The organism is Actinoalloteichus fjordicus (genome assembly GCF_001941625.1).
Classification (GTDB): domain Bacteria; phylum Actinomycetota; class Actinomycetes; order Mycobacteriales; family Pseudonocardiaceae; genus Actinoalloteichus_A; species Actinoalloteichus_A fjordicus.
Genome location: NZ_CP016076.1, coordinates 2,759,965 through 2,774,943 on the forward strand (window position 1 = coordinate 2,759,965; position 14,979 = coordinate 2,774,943).

Below are 14,979 nucleotides of genomic sequence, written 5' to 3' on the forward strand. Positions count from 1 at the left end.
CGACACGATGATCGGAGTGAGGCAGCACGGACACCGTCCGGCCGGTCTGGTAGACCCAACGACATGGCACGGTCGACGACCCCGCGACGCGGGGAATGGCAGCGAGCCTCGGCCGCCTCGGTCGCCAAGGTGTGCGTGAACCTTCCGCTGGCCCACCTCGACCACACCTTCGACTACCGAGTGCCCGCCCACCTTGACGAGCAGGCGCAGCCCGGTGTCCGGGTTCGCCTGCGATTCGCGGGGCAGCTCGTCGACGGATTCCTGCTCGACAGAATCGAGGAGTCGGACTTCGACGGGAAGCTGCTCTGGATCGACAAGGTCATCTCCCCGGAACCGGTGCTCAGCACGGAGATCGCGACGTTGGCCAGAGCGGTCGCGGACCGATACGCGGGCACTTTGACCGACGTACTCCGGCTCGCCATACCACCGCGTCACGCGGCGGTGGAGAAGGAGGACCGGCCGTGCGCCGCCGACCCGCCGCCGCGCCCCGACGTCGCGGGCTGGCGGCGTTATCAGCACGGTGAACAGCTCATCGGCGCACTCCATGCCGGGAAGCCCGCACGGGCCGTCTGGCAGGCGCTGCCCGGCGAGGACTGGCCCGCCCGATTCGCCGAGGCGGCCGCCTCGGTCGCCGCGACCGGCCGGGGCGTCGTCATCGTGGTCCCCGACCAGCGAGACCTCCTGCGGGTGGCCGCCGCCTGCACGACGCTCTGCGGAGCGGACCAGGTCGCCGCGCTGTCCGCAGGACTCGGCCCGGCCCGGCGCTATCGACGTTGGCTCGCCGTGCGACGCGGTACCGCCCGCATCGTGGTCGGCACCAGATCCTCGGCCTTCGCACCGGTCGCCGATCCCGGACTGTTCATCGTGTGGGACGACGGCGACGACGTGCACTCCGATCCCCATGCGCCGTATCCGCACACCCGTGAGGTGCTGGCCCTACGTGCCCACCTCATCGGCGCCGGGATGATCGTCGCGGGCTTCCCCCGCACCGCCGAGGCGCAGCTGCTGGTGGAGACCCGCTGGGCGCACGAGGTCATCGCGACCCGGGCCGTGGTTCGTGCCACTGCACCACGAGTGGTGGCGGTCGGCGCCAGCGCCGAGCAGGAGGCCCGCGATCCGGCGGCGCACAGCGCCCGCCTGCCCGGCATCGCCTTCGAAGCGGCCAGAGCAGCCCTGGGTGCCGAGGCCCCCGTGCTGGTCCAGGTCCCTCGACGTGGCTACGTCCCGACCCTGGCCTGTGGACAGTGCCGGTCCCGCGCGCGGTGCAGGCGTTGCGCCGGACCGCTGGCTCTGCCCGGCTCGGCCGACGGGATGCCACGGCCCGCCGCCTGCCACTGGTGCGGTGCGACCGAGGCGGGCTTCCGTTGTCCCGACTGCGGATCGCGTCGGCTGCGTGCCGTCGTCGTCGGTGCCGGGCGGACTGCGGAAGAACTGGGACGAGCCTTTCCCGGTGTCGTCGTGCGAACCTCCGGCGGCTCGGACGTGCTCGACACGATCCCGGCAGGCCCCGCCCTGGTGGTGTGCACGCCGGGGGCCGAGCCGTTGGCGCCGACGGGATACGGCGCCGCATTGCTGCTGGACGGCTGGGCACTGCTGACCCGGCCCGATCTGCGTGCCGAGGAGGAGGCACTGCGACGGTGGCTGTCGGCCGCAGCCTTGGTGCGGTCCGCCGAGGCGGGCGGGCGGGTGGTCGTCATGGCCGAGTCCTCGCTGGCCCCGGTGCAGGCGCTCGTCTGGTGGGACCCGGTCCGACACGCGACCGCCGAACTCGCAGGCAGGCGGGAACTCGGCTTTCCGCCTGCGGCGCGGATGGCCGCTCTCGACGCCGTCCCGCAGGCCGTCGAGCAGGTGCAGGGACTGCTGCGTCTTCCCGAGGGAGCCGAGGTGCTCGGCCCGGTCCCGCTGGGCGAGGTGGACGCCGACGGCGGTGCGGTGCGGGAGCGGCTGCTGCTGCGGGCGCCCCGCAGCCAGGGACGTGCCCTCGCCGCCTCGGTCGCCGAGGCGCTCGCCATCCGCACCGCACGGAGGGAACCGGACCCCGTTCGAGTACGAGTCGACCCGCTCGACCTCATTTGAGGCTTGCCCTCTCCTCGGCCACCGCCGGTGGTTCTGCCGGGCCGCAGTCTGCCCGTATCGGACAACCACAGCCTGGTTGTGACGACCACGGTTGCCTGCGGGAACCGCAGCCCCGTTCCGGCAACGCCTCGAACCTTCGAGGGACTCCTCGAACGCTGACGCCGAAGCTGTTGAGGGCTGGGTCTTCACCCGGCTCATCGATTCCTGGGCTCACCGACCGCGCGACCGAGGAATACTTCTCGCGACCTGCCGAATCCGTCTCGGGGTCGCTGTCTGTGGGGTCCGAGGCGGCCACGGGCCGGGGATCGGTCCGGTGCCGCCGTACCGTGCGTGCCCGGACCCGGCCTGGCGGGAGAGTCCGGCCGGTCGGAACAATGCGGCCTCACTGGATTCGGCCTCACCGGATCTTGTCTGCCGCTTCGGGCAGGCGAAGGGTCGGCACCGAACCGGTCGGCAGGGCTGCGGCGGGTTCTGCGTATCGCGCACGGTGGTCGGCTACTGGAAGCCCTGGAGCTGATCGGGCGCGAGTGCGACGGCGCGCGACGGGGCGGCCGACCAGGTGCGGCCTGCCAGCGGCGTCGGCACGACCCGGTGCGGCCTTACCCGGACCAAAGGACGCGCTCCGCAAGGTGCTTCCGGATCACGGTCCCGCCGCGCGGTGCCGCCCGCAGCCCTCCGGTGGTCGGCGACGTCTGGTCGCCGACCACCATCGGTGCGCCGGGCATGACCGGGCGACGCCGAGCACACCACGGCTGTCGGTGACACCCGCCCGACGGTGTGGGCCGAGTCCTTCGTCTAGACCGTGGTCCACCTCGGCTCAGGTCGGCTCGACTCGGGTCGGCTCGATCTGCTTCAGCCTGAACTGATTCGGCGGATCAGCCGGTCGTCGGGGTCTCGCGGCGGAACAGCGCGCAGAACATGGCGTCGGTCCCGTGGCGATGTGGCCAGAGCTGGACACCGGGACCGTCGCCGAGCCGTGGGACGTCCGGGAAGAACGGCCTCGCGTCGAGCTGGATCACACCCTCGCGCTGTGCTGCCTGTCTCGCCACGTCGACCGTCTCCGCCAAATGCGGCGAGCACACGACATAGGCCACCACCCCGCCGGGCCGCACCAGCTCGAATGCCGCGCGGAGCAGCTCGCTCTGCAACCGGGCCAGCTCCGCGACGTCCGACGGCCTGCGCCGCCAGCGAGCCTCCGGCCTGCGCCGCAACGCGCCGAGCCCGGTGCACGGAGCATCGACCAGCACCCGGTCGAAGCCGCCCGCCTGCAGCCCGCTGTCGCGACCGTCCCCGACGTGCACGGTGACCGGCAGCCCACGGACCAGCGAGCGGATCAGATCGGCCCGGTGCACGGCCGGTTCCACGGCATCCAGGGTGCCGCCGTCGATACCAACCAGTGCACCTAGCAGCGCGGCCTTCCCACCTGGCCCGGCGCACAGGTCGAGCCAGCGGAGATCCGAGCCCTCGACCGACGGCCTGGTCAACGCCAGCGCGGCGAGCTGGCTGCCCTCGTCCTGCACACCGGCGAGGCGCTCCCGGACCGGTTCCAGGTCGGCAGGGTCGCCCGCGCCCGCTTCCAGCCGCACTCCATACGGGGAGTAGGGGGCCTCATCACCTCCGGTGACTGCGGCCAGCTCGGCCGAGCTGATCTCGCCAGGGCGGGCGACCAGGTGGACGGCCGGTCGTGCGTCGTCGGCGGCCAGCGCCTCGGCGAGTTCGTCCGCTGCCGGGCCGAGCGCAGCAGCGAAAGCCTCCGCGACCCACCTCGGGTGCGCGTGACGCAGGGCCAGATGCCCGACCAGGTCCGATGTCGCGTCCGGGGCGAGCAACTCCATCCATTCGTCCTCGGTTCGCTCCGAGACCCGCCGCAACACCGCGTTGGCGAACCCGGCGGCACCGCTGCCCGCCCGACCCCGCACCAGCTCCACCGTGGCCGACACGGCCGCGTGCGTCGGAATCCGGGTCCGCAGCAGCTGGTAACAGCCCAGCCGCAAGGCGTCGAGGACGACACCGTCGATCTCGTCGACCGGCCGGTCACTGCATTCGCCGAGCACCGTGTCCAACAGTCCGGTGGCCCGGCAGGCGCCATAGGTCAGCTCCGTGGCCAGCGCCGCGTCGCGGGTCGTCAGCCGTCGGTCCCGCAGCAGCCTCGGCAGCACCAGGTTCGCGTAGGCGTCCTTCTCTCGGACCGCCCCGAGCGCGTCCAACGCGGCCTCCCTGGCCGAATCCTGCGCAGGCGGGCGCCGCGGCCCCTGCCGACCGCGCGGCGGCCCGGAAGGTCCGCCTCGGCGATCCCTTCGCGCGGGTGACGGGCTCATCGCAGCTCCTCGCCTTGCTCCATGCGTACCCCTCGTGCCCAGTCTGTCGCCGCCATCCGACGTTTGCCCTGCGCCTGTACCTCACCCAGTGCCACCGGGTCGGTCGCCGTCCCGACCAGCACGCGTTTGCGCTCGACGAGAATGCGGCCCGGCGGCAACGGATCGTCGAAGACCACCGGCAGCACGGGACCGAGCTTGAGTCGCTCGTCCCGAAACCGGGCCCAGGGGCCGGGCTCCGGCGTCAGCGCCCTGGCCGCGCGGTCGACGGCGAGCGCGGGCAGGGTGAAGTCGAGCCGAGCGTCCTCCACGGTGATCTTCGCCGCATAGCTGACGTCGGCGGGAGGCTGCTCCTGCGCCGACACCGTGCCGTCCTCGATGCCGTCGAGGGTGGCGCTCAGCAGACCCGCACCCGACTCGGCGAGCCTGCCCAACAGCTCGCCCGCGGTGTCACGCCTGCCGATCCGCTCGGTGACCACCCCGAACACCGGACCCGCGTCGAGTTCCTTGACGATCCGGAACGTGCTCGCCCCGGTGATCTCGTCGCCCGCACGGATCGACGCCTGAACCGGCGCCGCGCCGCGCCAGGCAGGCAGTAGGGAGAAGTGCAGATTGATCCAGCCGTGACGCGGGATCGCCCGCGCGGCCTTCGGCAGCATGGCGCCGTAGGCGACCACCGGGGCGCAGTCCGGCGCCAGTTCCGTCAGCCGTGTCAGGAAGTCGGGATCGCCCGCCTTCGTCGGCGTCAGCACCTCGATGCCGTGCTCCTCCGCCAGCGCGGCCACCGGCGAGCGCAGCAGGCGCCGCCCTCGGCCCGCCGGGGCGTCCGGTCTGGTCACCACCGCGACGACCTCATGACGTGCCGAGTCGATCAGCGTGCGTAGCGCCGGGAGCGCGGGCTCCGGCGTGCCCGCGAAGACGAGTCGCATGGTCTTCTAGTACCTCCGTGCCAGCGCGGGTGAGAGTTCCTCGGTGGAGACGTCGTCACCGTCGAACCAGGCGGTCTGTCGGATGTCCCGCATCACGCGGGCTGCCGTGTCCGGGGACAGTCGATCGATATAGAGCACGCCGTCGAGGTGATCGATCTCGTGTTGCAGGCACCGGGCCAGCAGCCCCTCGCCCTGGACCTGAACCGCTTCGCCGTGCACGTTCCAGCCGGTCGCCAGCACGCGATTCGCCCGCCTGCACGGCCTGCTCATGCCGGGAATGGACAGGCAGCCCTCCGGCTCCTCGTCGAGATCGTGCCCGAGCAGCCGCACCGTGGGATTGACCAGATGTCCGGCGTGCCCTGCGCAGTGATAGGCGAAGACCCGGCGGCCCACACCGATCTGCGGCGCTGCGATCCCGGCGCCGCCCTGCTGCTCCATGGTGTCCCACAGATCCTGGACTAGGGCGCGCAGCGCCTTGTCGAAGTCGACGACCTCCCGAGCTCTGGTGCGGAGCACCGGATCACCGAAGAACGTGATGGGCTGGACGGACACGAGGCTCCTCGTCCCAGGGGGACACTCGCCGGGTCGTTGGTCGCCAGGAGTCTAGCCGGCGACGGCCGAGGACCCGGTGCGGTGCGAACGGTGGCGGACTGATCGGCCCGCTGCCGGATCGGTTCGGGAATCCGGCGATTCCGTGCAACACCGTGTCGTGTTCGGCGACCAGTCACCGTGACCTTGCACTTGAACCCCGAGGAGACCGCCGTGGCGAAGAGTCCACCGAATGCGGCTCAGGGAGAGGGGCCGTTGCCTGCCGAGCAGATTCCCCTCGCCGCGCTCGCCGACGCTGCGCTGTGGCAGCGTTCGGCGCAAGGCGACCACGCGGCCTTCGGCGCGCTGTTCGAACGCCATTCCGAGGCGGTGTGGAATCACGCCTATCGCCTGACCGCATCGTGGAGCACCGCCGAGGACCTGACCTCCTCGACGTTCCTCGCCGCGTGGCATCGACGTGCCGACATGCGGTTGACGCGAGAGAGCGCCCTGCCCTGGCTGTTCACCGTCGCGGGCAACCTCGCCCGCACCGAGTTCCGGGGCAGAAGCAGGCTCCGCCGAGCGCTGAGTCGGCTGGGCGGCGACCGGGAACCGGTCACCGACCACGCCGAGCGGGTCGAGGACCGACTCGACGGCGAGGACAGGCTGCGGCGCGTCCTGGCGGCCGTCGACCGGCTGCCTCGGGCGGAACGAGAGGCGGTCCAGCTCTGTCTGCTGGGCGAGCTCTCGACCGCCGAGGCGGCCGATGCGCTCGGCATCGCCGAGGTCTCCCTCCGATCCCGTATCTCGCGTGCCCGCTCCCGGCTGCGCGCGCTGCTCGCCCTGGAGGCACGATGAACGACGACTTCGATCTGCCACCGCGTCGCGAACTTCCGCAGGAGGTCCGTGATCGGATGAGGTTTCGCCTTCGGCAGGGACTCGAGGGAGCAGGCTCGGCGCAGTCGAGGGCGAGCCGCCTTCGCGCCCCGGTTCTCGTCGCAGCCTCGGTGGGCCTGCTCGCGATGGCGGCGGTGGTGACGACCAACGTTCTCGCGGGCGATGCGGACGGCCCGGCCGGGCCTGCGCCGTCCGGTGAATCGGAAGCGTCCGAGGTGCCCGTCGGCGACGAGCCGTTCGATCGGTGCGGCGCGGCCGTCGCGGAGGCGGGGGCCGGCGAACAGTTCCCGGACCCGGGCTCCTGGACGGTCTCCAAGACCTTGTTCGACGGACAGGTCCTGGAGATCGAGGCGGCGGACCAGCGCTTCTTCTGTCACGTCACGGCGCGGTGGGCTCACGTGAGCGACCCTGCGGCGGCTGTCGCCGAACCCACCGACGACCGTCCGGTGGCCAGTATCGAGGTGACGGCGACGGGGAGCATCCTCGGACGGGTACCCGCGGACTACGGCGGAGAGTTCCCCTACGGGCTGTACTTCGAGGTGAGGGACGGCCAGGGGACCCTCACGGTCGACGTCGTCGTCGAGGACGGTGTGTTCTTCGCGCCGATGCACGGCGACCAGACCTTCGCCGAGGACTACCTGCCCTCGGCGGAGTTCTACCGCACCGGGCCCGCGCCTGAATATCAGCAGATCCCACTCGGCGATCTTCCCCCGGTCGCTCCCTTCCTGGTTGCGGTGGAAGACCGCCCCGACGCGGTGGAGGAATGGGAACAAGAGCGTGATCCCGGGCCTGATGCGCCGGGCGGCCCCGAAGACGAGGAGTGGGCGAGCACGGCTCCGGGCCAGGGCGTGGCGGAGAACGAGTGGCTGCGTCAGTGCCTGGAGGATTCCGCGTCGACGAGCCCGCAGTCGTGGCGGGCAGGGCCTGCCTTCTCGGTCTACCCGGAATCCGGCGCGGTCCCGAGGATATTGGTCGCCAGGACCAGGGCCGCGATGGGCATGTGCTGGCTGAACGCGGCGACGCCGGGGCCCGGTGCCACCAGCAGCCTGTGGGCGGCCAAACACCTCCCCGAGGACGTGACCGAGACGACTCCGGTGATGGCGGAGTTCGTCGAAGGGGGCGAGGCGCAGGCCGTCTGGGGAGTGGTTCCCGAGGAGGTGAGCAGGCTCGTGATCGTCGTCTCCGGCGGTGCCGAGGTGGACGCGTTGATCGAGGCGGGCATGTATGCCGCCCGGCTCCCGGAGGACAGCGCCCGGGAGGGCGACACCGCCTCCTTCCGGGCTTACGACGCCGCAGGGGCACTCATCGACGAGCAGGAGTTCCTGCTCGAGTGGTGACGGCTCCGGTCGCCTACGGTGGCGTGGGTGACGGACGGCGAGTTCGACAGGCTGCCCGTGCTCGGTGAGCCGTGGCTCAGCAGCGGCAGGCCCGTCGTCTTGGACGGCGGGCTTGCCACCGAGCTGGAGCGCAGGGGACATGACCTCTCCGGTGCCCTGTGGTCGGCGCGTCTCCTGCGGGACGCCCCCGAGGAGATCGTGGCCGCCCATCGCGCCTTCTTTCTCGCAGGCGCACAGGTGGCCATCACGGCGAGCTACCAGGCGAGCCTGCCGGGCTTGGCGGCGGCGGGCGTCGACCGGGCCGAGGCCGCCGCGCTGCTGTCCTCCAGCGTCGCACTCGCCCGACGGGCCCGAGACGAGATCGTGGCCGGACGACTGACCCGGTCGGCGGCTTCGTCGTCCCAGGACTCCCGAGACGTCGCCTGCCCCGTCGATGGTGGCCGGATCGACCCGGCCGCGACCCGGCATCGCGGCGCGGCCGCGCGGTCGAACTCGGTCGACCACGGTGGGACGCAGGCAGAAGCGCGAGCGCCGGGGGAGCGGACCGCCGACCGTGGGGAAGCGGAGCAGCGGCTCCTGGTCGCCGCCTCGATCGGCCCCTATGGCGCGTACCTGGCCGACGGCTCGGAATACCGAGGCCGGTATGGCCTGACCGTCGGTCAGCTTCGAGCCTTCCACCGACCCCGCCTCCGGCTGCTGGCCGAGACAGCGCCGGACCTGCTCGCGATCGAGACCATTCCCGACGTCGACGAGGCTGCGGCCGTGCTCGCCGAACTCGACGGGCTGGGGCTGCCCGCCTGGCTGACCTTCACCTCCACCGGGATGCACACCAGGGCAGGCCAGCCCCTGGCCGAGGCCTTCGCGATGGTGCGGGGCCGAGCAGACGTCGTGGCCGTGGGGGTGAACTGTGCCAGCCCGGTCGGCGTTGCCGAGGTGGTGCGACTCGCCGCCGAGTGCAGCGGTAAACCGGTGGTGGTCTACCCCGACGGCGGTGAGGTCTGGAATGCCTCGGAGCGGGCCTGGGCCGGACCCGGCCGGTTTCGTCCCGGCGACGTCCGCGACTGGATCGCAGCGGGTGCCCGCCTGGTCGGCGGCTGCTGCCGCGTCCGACCCGCCGAGATCGCGGCGCTGGCGGCCGAGGTCGACGCCTGCACGTGACTCGTGCGGACCGATCGGCGCGGGCGGGGGCTCGGGCCGAGCGGACGAGTGGTTTCCGGCCTGCCGGGCGGGTGCGCCGGCCTCGGCACGATCCGGTGCAGAGGGTGAGGACAGACCCGACCACCCGCTGATGGTGACTTCGGTGACAGCCGTCGGACACACCTCCCCGTTGCTCACCGAGCCCCCTTCGCCTGCGGCGTGGGCGACCGTCGTGGGGGCGACGTGATCGACCGTTCTCGGCAGCGACGTGTGCGGCGACCCGGCCGAGGAGCCGAGAGGTTCTCGGCGGTGAGTCGATGCCGCCCCGTGCTGAGCGGTGGGCCACGGCAGCCGTGCCAGGACGACGGCGGCCACCCGAGCGCGGGCACCTGCGAGGCCGTCATCGTCGGCGTGATCGGGGATACGGGTGGCGCCCTCGCCTGCGGCCCGGTCGGGACGACCCACGCCGGCAGCTCTCGGCCCTGCCCGCCCCCTTCGACAGCCCGGCGGGCCCAGGGCATTGCTGAGCAGCCCGGCGACGAACCCGGCCAGGGCGAGAAGCCCGGAGCCCGTTTGCCGTGGCTCGCGCCGCCCGGCCGCGATGATCGCTCGGGCCGACCTGGCGACGACCATCGTCCGCATGCGAGACCACCGGCGAGCGGACCGCCGTGACGGTGGGTGAGCCGCAGGCTCGGCGAGCCACGGCGCCGCCGTGGCGGGCGCGGTGCGGCGGGTGTCGAACAGTTGAGGAGTGTGGTGAGAAGTCATGATTCGATGATCGAACAGGTGTTCGATTTCGGCAAGATATCGATCGGGTGGAACACCTGCTCCGTCGCGATTGCGGCCGGGATTCGATCGAGCCCGGCTGCTGCCACGCCGTGCACGCCCTACTGCCCCGACGGCGACTCGGCTGGTCCTCGTGAGTGAGTGCCCGCGACGGGCCGGGGAGGTGCGGATCGAGAATCCGGACTTCTTTGCGCAGCAGGCAGGAGACCGAGAAACGGCTCTTTCAAGAGCAAGGACGAGTCGGCCACGGCGCGATCGAGGAGCCAGCCGTCCGGAGGCCACCGTCAGCGCCTCCCGCAGGCCGGGCCCGCCGCGCGATCGAACGCGCCTTGGACCTAGAAGGGCGGAGCTGCCTGATCGGGACCTCCTCCCGTAGGCGGTGGCCGTTCGCTGCTGCGGCTCGGGGTGGGCTGCAACCGCCGTCGACCGGCTGCGTGCGCCCCGTCACCGCGCCCGGGCTGACCGTCCGGAAGGAGATCGACGTCCATGCCTCGCCGCAGGTCTCGATCGGGCAGGTCTGGGCCGGGCAGGGCTTGCTCGGCGGGCTTGCTCGGGCGGGCCTCGCCGTCCTCCTCCTGTCGTGGCGACCGCGTTCCGCAGGCGGTACAGGCCCGTCTCCTACACTCCGGTGCGTGTCCGTCGCACCAGAACCAGCTCAGCCCTCGACCGTCGATCGTCGACCGATGATCGCTCCGTCGATCCTGTCCGCCGATTTCGCCCGGCTGGCCGACGAGGTCGCCTCGGTGGCGGGGACCGTGGGGCGCCCCGGCGCCGACTGGCTCCACGTCGACGTCATGGACAACCACTTCGTGCCCAACCTGACGCTCGGACTGCCCGTGGTGCAGGCCCTCCTGGCCGCCACCGACATCCCGCTGGACTGTCATCTGATGATCGAGGACCCGGATCGATGGGCTGTCGGCTACGCCGAGGCGGGCGCACACAACGTCACCGTGCACGCCGAGGCCGCCGCCGACCTGCTCGGCATCGCCCGTGATCTGCGGGCGGCCGGGTCTCGGGCCGGACTCTCTATCAAGCCGAACACCCCGTTGGAGCCGTATCTCGACGTGCTTCGCCACTACGACACGCTGCTGGTGATGTCCGTGGAGCCCGGTTTCGGCGGGCAGTCCTTCATCCCGGAGACCCTGGCCAAGGTCCGGCAGGCCCGACACCTCGTCGACACCGGGCACCTGCGGCTGCTGGTGGAGATCGACGGCGGCATCAACGCCCAGACGATCGAGGCTGCGGCCGAGGCGGGTGTGGACTGCTTCGTCGCGGGCTCGGCCGTGTACTCCGCAGCCGATGCCGGGGAGGCAGTGGAGTACCTGCGATCCAAGGCCGCCGCCGCAGCCCCGGCCCATCGGACACCGGCTGAGCGGCCGTAGCGGATCGTGTGGTCCCCCGACGGCAGCCCCGCCTGCCGTCGCATCGTGCACGGTCGGCATGTCTGTTGTGTCGTCGTGCACGGTCGGCGCGCCTGTCGTGCCAGACCTGCGATCGGCCGGTCTGCTGTCTCGTCCCCCGCGGTCGCAGGTCTGCTGCTGCACGCGGCGGCGGCGCGGCGGCGTGTCTGCCACCTCGGCCCGCTGCGTCGACCTGCCCGTCGAGCGGCGCCGCCATGCCGAGTCGTCCCCTCCGCCAGGCAGTCACACCCCGCACCGCAGTCGATCACCCGGCCGTCGCACCGGCACGTCGACGGCAGTCCGGGGCGCACGTGTCCACGGCAAGCTGTGTGACCTGCGACGCGACGTCATGTCGAGTATTCGCCAAGGGGGCGGCCGTGCTTCGACCACGTCGGATTCGGGCGTCCGACGAATCATCTCGGTGATCGGGTTCCCGTCGCATGAGACCAGCACACCCGAGATAAGAGTCGATCCCCCGACGGTGGGAGACTCGGACTGCAGGTGCCGCAGTCGCCGCACACCTGGTTCGTCGCCGCCGCGCGTGCGAACGGTCGTCCACTCGTCATGGAGGTCACCAGTGTTCACCGGGATCGTCGAGGAACTGGGCGAGATTCGCGAGGTGACTCGCCTGCCCGACGCCGCTCGACTCACGGTCGCCGCCGCCTCGGCGGTCTCCGACGCACGACACGGCGACTCGATCGCGGTCAACGGCGTCTGTCTGACCGTTGTCGACGTGCGCGACGGGACGTTCACCGCAGATGTGATGTCGGAGACACTGCTGCGCAGCAACCTCGACGGCATCGAGCGTGGCGACGTGGTCAACCTGGAACGAGCGCTGGCCGTCACCGCCCGGCTCGGCGGACACATCGTGCAGGGGCACGTCGACGGCGTCGGCGCCGTGGTGGAGCGCAGCCCGGCTGAGCACTGGGAGCTGGTGCGGATCGCCCTGCCCTCGGCCCTGGCCCGCTACGTGGTCGAGAAGGGCTCGATCGCCGTCGACGGCATCTCGCTGACCGTGAGCGCCGTCGACGCGGACTCCTTCACGGTCAGCCTGATCCCGACCACACTCGAACTGACCACCCTGGGTCGGCGAGCGCCGGGTGATCGAGTCAACCTGGAGGTCGACGTGTTGGCCAAGTACGTGGAGAAGCTGACTGCGCACGCCGCCCGTCCCGTGTCGCCCAGCCCGGTCACGACGGAGGTGACGCGATGAGCGAGGGGCGGCCGGGCTCCGGGCCCGACGTGGCGATGATCGAGCGGGCGATCGCCGACATCGCCGCAGGCAGGCCGGTGATCGTCGTCGACGACGAGGACCGGGAGAACGAGGGCGACCTGATCTTCGCTGCGGCGAAGGCCACCCCTGAGCTGGTGGCGTTCATGGTGCGACACACCTCGGGGTACCTGTGCGTGCCCCTCACCGAGCAGGACTGTGCGCGGTTGGACCTGCCGCCGATGTACCACAGCAACCAGGATCGGCGGGGCACCGCGTACGCGGTGACGGTGGATGCCAAGGACGGGGTGACCACCGGCATCTCCGCCGCCGATCGCAGCCACACCATCCGACTGCTCGCCGACCCCGAGGCCACCGCCTCCGACCTGCTCCGTCCCGGACACGTGGTGCCGCTGCGGGCCAAGGAGGGCGGGGTGCTCCGGCGTCCCGGCCACACCGAGGCGGCCGTCGACCTGGCGAGGCTCGCGGGACTGCACCCTGCGGGTGTGCTGTGCGAGATCGTCAGCCAGAAGGACGAGGGCGAGATGGCGCGGCGGGAGGAATTGGAGGTCTTCGCCGCAGAGCACGACCTCGCCCTGATCAGCATCGCCGACCTCGTCGCCTATCGGCGCAGGTTCGAGAAGCAGGTGGAGCGGGTCGCCGAGGCCCGCATCCCCACTCCGCACGGGAACTTCCGTGCCTATGGCTACGACAGCACGCTGGACGGCATCGAGCACATCGCCCTGGTCTTCGGTGAGGTCGGCGACGGCGAGGACGTCCTGGTCAGGGTGCACTCCGAATGTCTCACCGGCGACGTCTTCGGCTCGCTGCGCTGTGACTGCGGTCCGCAGCTCGACGCCGCGTTGGCCGCCGTCGCCGCCGAGGGTCGGGGCGTCGTGCTCTACATGCGGGGGCACGAGGGCCGGGGAATCGGGCTGATCCACAAACTGCAGGCCTATCAGCTTCAGGACGCCGGGGCCGACACGGTCGACGCGAACCTCGCGCTGGGACTGCCCGCCGATGCCAGGGACTACGGCACCGGAGCACAGATCCTGGTGGACCTCGGGGTGCGGTCGATGCGTCTGCTCACCAACAACCCGGAGAAGCGGATCGGCCTGGAGGGCTACGGACTGCGGGTCACCGGCCGGACGGCACTGCCCATCCGACCGAACCCGGAGAACCTGCGGTACCTGCGGACCAAGCGGGACCGCATGGGGCACGAACTGGGCGACCTCGGCGAGATCGGCAGGCGTGCCCACGACGGACGAGCGGGCGGAACCGATCGCGCCGACGGTGTCGACCACAGCGGTGAAGCAGGAGCGAAGTCATGAGCGGAACAGGACGACCGAGCATCGAGGTCTCCTCGGCGGCCGGGCTGCGGGTGGCGATCGTCGCCACCCGCTGGCACGAGAAGATCGTCGAGACCATGGTCGATCGTGCGGTGGCCGCCTCGACCGAGGCGGGCTGCCTCGCCCCGCTGGTCGTGCGGGTCACGGGCGCTGTGGAGCTGCCCGTGGTCTGTCAGCAGCTGGCTCGCGACCACGACGCGGTGGTGGCGCTCGGCGTCGTGATCCGCGGCGGTACACCGCATTTCGAGTACGTGTGCGACGCGGTTACCGCAGGGCTCACCAGGGTGGCGCTCGACGAGTCGACTCCGGTGGGAAACGGCGTGCTGACCTGCGATGACGAGCAGCAGGCGCTGGACAGGTGCGGGCTGCCGGAGTCGACAGAGGACAAGGGACGGGAGGCGGCCGTCGCGGCGCTGGCCACGGCCGCCCTGCTGCGGGAACTGCGACGTGAGTCGAGTGGGAGTGCGGGATGAGCGAGTCGATCAGCACGGCGGAGTCGCGACCGATTCTGGTCGTCCGCCCGCGTAGGGCCCGCCGGGTGGCGATCGGGGCCGCGGCGGTGCTGATCGCCGTGTTCGGCGTGGTCGCGGTGTTGTTGCGGGACACTCCGACGGGCGTGTACTTCCGCCTCGCGGACCAGATCGCGATGGCGGGTCTCGGCATCCTGCTGGGCTGTGGGGCGCTGGTGTTCGCGCGTCCCCGACTGACCATCGATGCCGAGGGCCTCACGGTACGCAACTTCATCAGCACCCGGCGCCTGGAATGGGCGCTGGTACTGGACGTCACCTTCCCCGACGGCACGCCGTGGGCTCGGCTGGAGCTGCCCGAGGACGAGTACGAGGCCGTGATGGCCGTTCAGGCTGCCGACGGACAGCACGCCGTCCGAGCGATGCGGGAACTGCGCAGGCTGTATTACGAGTACAGCCCTCACGCACGTTGACCTCCGCGGTGGTCGCCGGTCCGCTGCTGCACGGCGAATCGGGGGCATCGGGTATCGGGGGCGTCACAGCGCCGC

At 71.5% G+C, this 14,979-nt stretch carries 12 protein-coding genes; 9 read left to right on the forward strand and 3 right to left on the reverse strand.

Annotation, left to right across the window (positions count from 1 at the left end; genetic code table 11):
• Positions 1 to 63: 63 nt before the first annotated feature.
• Positions 64 to 2,076, forward strand: a complete 2,013-nt coding sequence (locus tag UA74_RS12355) for a primosomal protein N' (protein ID WP_075740375.1) — start codon at positions 64 to 66, stop codon at positions 2,074 to 2,076.
• A gap of 875 nt (positions 2,077 to 2,951) precedes the next feature.
• On the opposite strand, the gene UA74_RS12360 is transcribed toward UA74_RS12355, so the two are convergent.
• From UA74_RS12360 to def, 3 genes are read right to left on the reverse strand one after another with little or no spacing between them, the layout of a single operon-like run.
• On the reverse strand, positions 2,952 to 4,394 hold the full coding sequence (locus UA74_RS12360) for an RsmB/NOP family class I SAM-dependent RNA methyltransferase (protein WP_075740376.1): 1,443 nt from the start codon (positions 4,392 to 4,394) through the stop codon (positions 2,952 to 2,954).
• Positions 4,391 to 5,320 carry a methionyl-tRNA formyltransferase gene (gene fmt / locus UA74_RS12365; RefSeq protein ID WP_075740377.1) on the reverse strand — a complete coding sequence of 310 codons (930 nt, stop codon included), beginning with the start codon at positions 5,318 to 5,320 and terminating at the stop codon, positions 4,391 to 4,393. Before fmt ends, UA74_RS12360 begins: the two co-directional genes overlap by 4 nt.
• 6 nt (positions 5,321 to 5,326) lie before the next feature.
• Entirely contained in the window at positions 5,327 to 5,872 is a 546-nt protein-coding gene (gene def, locus UA74_RS12370; protein ID WP_075740378.1) for a peptide deformylase, read from the reverse strand.
• 252 nt (positions 5,873 to 6,124) lie between these two features.
• Between def and UA74_RS12375 the strand changes: the two genes are divergently transcribed.
• The 8 genes from UA74_RS12375 to UA74_RS12410 all read left to right on the forward strand — a co-directional run bounded on the left by UA74_RS12375 (position 6,125) and on the right by UA74_RS12410 (position 14,904).
• Entirely contained in the window at positions 6,125 to 6,706 is a 582-nt protein-coding gene (locus UA74_RS12375) for an RNA polymerase sigma factor (protein ID WP_075743725.1), read from the forward strand.
• Positions 6,703 to 8,082, forward strand: a complete 1,380-nt coding sequence (locus UA74_RS12380) for a hypothetical protein (protein WP_075764402.1) — start codon at positions 6,703 to 6,705, stop codon at positions 8,080 to 8,082. Before UA74_RS12375 ends, UA74_RS12380 begins: the two co-directional genes overlap by 4 nt.
• A 57-nt stretch (positions 8,083 to 8,139) precedes the next feature.
• On the forward strand, positions 8,140 to 9,240 hold the full coding sequence (mmuM, locus tag UA74_RS12385) for a homocysteine S-methyltransferase (RefSeq protein WP_075743726.1): 1,101 nt from the start codon (positions 8,140 to 8,142) through the stop codon (positions 9,238 to 9,240).
• A 1,448-nt stretch (positions 9,241 to 10,688) separates the two neighbouring features.
• Positions 10,689 to 11,387: a ribulose-phosphate 3-epimerase gene (gene rpe, locus UA74_RS12390; RefSeq protein ID WP_075743727.1), complete on the forward strand. Its 699-nt coding sequence runs from the start codon at positions 10,689 to 10,691 to the stop codon at positions 11,385 to 11,387.
• Between the two features lie 595 nt (positions 11,388 to 11,982).
• Entirely contained in the window at positions 11,983 to 12,618 is a 636-nt protein-coding gene (locus UA74_RS12395; protein WP_075740380.1) for a riboflavin synthase, read from the forward strand.
• Positions 12,615 to 13,946, forward strand: coding sequence for a bifunctional 3,4-dihydroxy-2-butanone-4-phosphate synthase/GTP cyclohydrolase II (locus UA74_RS12400; RefSeq protein ID WP_075740381.1), 1,332 nt, complete (start codon positions 12,615 to 12,617; stop codon positions 13,944 to 13,946). The genes UA74_RS12395 and UA74_RS12400 overlap by 4 nt, the downstream gene beginning before the upstream one ends.
• Positions 13,943 to 14,437, forward strand: coding sequence for a 6,7-dimethyl-8-ribityllumazine synthase (gene ribH / locus UA74_RS12405; protein ID WP_075740382.1), 495 nt, complete (start codon positions 13,943 to 13,945; stop codon positions 14,435 to 14,437). Before UA74_RS12400 ends, ribH begins: the two co-directional genes overlap by 4 nt.
• Positions 14,434 to 14,904 (forward strand): PH domain-containing protein, encoded by a 471-nt coding sequence (locus UA74_RS12410; protein WP_075740383.1) that lies wholly within the window; start codon positions 14,434 to 14,436, stop codon positions 14,902 to 14,904. The genes ribH and UA74_RS12410 overlap by 4 nt, the downstream gene beginning before the upstream one ends.
• Positions 14,905 to 14,979 lie beyond the last annotated feature (75 nt).

What these genes read in the sequence shown, in the direction of transcription:
- ribH (WP_075740382.1), top strand. Translation starts at nt 13,943, where the DNA reads ATGAGCGGAACAGGACGACCGAGCATCGAGGTCTCCTCGGCGGCCGGG.
- UA74_RS12380 (WP_075764402.1), top strand. Translation starts at nt 6,703, where the DNA reads ATGAACGACGACTTCGATCTGCCACCGCGTCGCGAACTTCCGCAGGAG.
- UA74_RS12400 (WP_075740381.1), top strand. Translation starts at nt 12,615, where the DNA reads ATGAGCGAGGGGCGGCCGGGCTCCGGGCCCGACGTGGCGATGATCGAG.
- UA74_RS12410 (WP_075740383.1), top strand. Translation starts at nt 14,434, where the DNA reads ATGAGCGAGTCGATCAGCACGGCGGAGTCGCGACCGATTCTGGTCGTC.
- fmt (WP_075740377.1), bottom strand. Translation starts at nt 5,320, where the DNA reads ATGCGACTCGTCTTCGCGGGCACGCCGGAGCCCGCGCTCCCGGCGCTA.
- UA74_RS12355 (WP_075740375.1), top strand. Translation starts at nt 64, where the DNA reads ATGGCACGGTCGACGACCCCGCGACGCGGGGAATGGCAGCGAGCCTCG.
- rpe (WP_075743727.1), top strand. Translation starts at nt 10,689, where the DNA reads ATGATCGCTCCGTCGATCCTGTCCGCCGATTTCGCCCGGCTGGCCGAC.
- UA74_RS12360 (WP_075740376.1), bottom strand. Translation starts at nt 4,394, where the DNA reads ATGAGCCCGTCACCCGCGCGAAGGGATCGCCGAGGCGGACCTTCCGGG.